The sequence below is a fragment of the Corallococcus carmarthensis genome (assembly GCF_003611695.1).
In the GTDB taxonomy this organism is placed as follows: Bacteria; Myxococcota; Myxococcia; order Myxococcales; family Myxococcaceae; genus Corallococcus; species Corallococcus carmarthensis.
The window spans coordinates 1-1147 of record NZ_RAWE01000458.1; the positions used below are offsets into that span (position 1 = coordinate 1).

Sequence of the window (1147 nt, forward strand, 5' to 3'; positions counted from 1 at the left end):
GGGAAGCGAGACGACGGTCATGGGGTATGGGCGCCCGGTGTGGAGTACGCGGGCCACCTTCGCGGTGGTGCTGGGGCTGGTGCTGGCCTCGGGGGGCGCGCGGGCGCAGGACGGTGGCGACTGGCTGACGGCCTTCGAATTGCTGGCGAGCGGACCCGAGCTGGGCGGCAGTGACATCCCCCGGGATGTGCCGCCGCGCCGGGGCGCCGGGGCGTCGGTGGTGCCGCCGGAGGTGATGGCCCGGGTGCTGACGGAGGAAGGGCCCCGGCCGGTGCCCACGGCGTCCGCGGCGGAGTCCGGGCCGGTGGTGGGGCCGGAAGCGGGCCGGGTGTCGCCGCCCCGCGTGCGCCTGACGGAAGGCGCGCCCAGGCCGCCGTTCAAGGTGCTGCCGGTGGCGGTCGCGGTGGTGCCCGGGCTGGTGCTGCACGGGTTGGGGGCGTGGACGGCGGGGGACGCGGCGACGGCGCGCGGCCTGTTCGCGGCGGAGGCGATAGGGCTGGGGTTGATTGGCGCGGGGCTGGTGCCCATCGCGTTGACGGGCGCGTCGCGCAAGACCATCGGGCCGCTGTACGCGGTGACGCTGACGGGGGCGGGGGTGTTCTCGCTGTCGATGCTGGCGAACCTGTACGCGGTGACGTCGCCCGCGTTCGACCCGGGCCAGGTGCCGGACACGCTGCCGCCGCTGGAGTTCGACCTGGGCTACCAGTACGTGTACGACGCGACGGCGGAGTACCGGAACTTCTTCGCGCTGGACGCGGTGGCGCGGTTGTCGGCGGTGCGGCTGGAGGCGTCCGCGCGGCTGGCTCCGGACGAGGGCAACACGTTGATCCGCGCGGGCGCGGCGTACCGGCTGTGGGGCGCGCCGGAGCGGACGCTGGGGCTGGGGGACGGCACGTCGCTGGATGTGGAGGGCTTCGCGACGTACCACCGCTACCCGACGGAGGGCTTCACGATGGGAGGCGGGGAGGTGGCGCTCAAGGGCCGCTACGCGATGGCGCGCTTCGGGCCGCGCTTCTCGGGCTCGTTCGTGGAGGGCGGCGTGGGGTTGTCCTTCCAGGGCTACAGCTATCCGGGGCGCGTGAGCGACGACAACCTGTACGGGCAGCTGCTCTACACGTTCGGCTACGGCGTGTGGCTGGGGCGGGGC

Annotated in this window: 1 protein-coding gene; it reads left to right on the forward strand. The window is 74.5% G+C overall.

The window, feature by feature from the left end:
* Positions 1-19: 19 nt before the first annotated feature.
* Positions 20-1147, forward strand: a 1128-nt coding sequence (locus D7X32_RS44420; RefSeq protein ID WP_120608479.1) for a hypothetical protein, incomplete at its 3' end; no start/stop codon positions are given.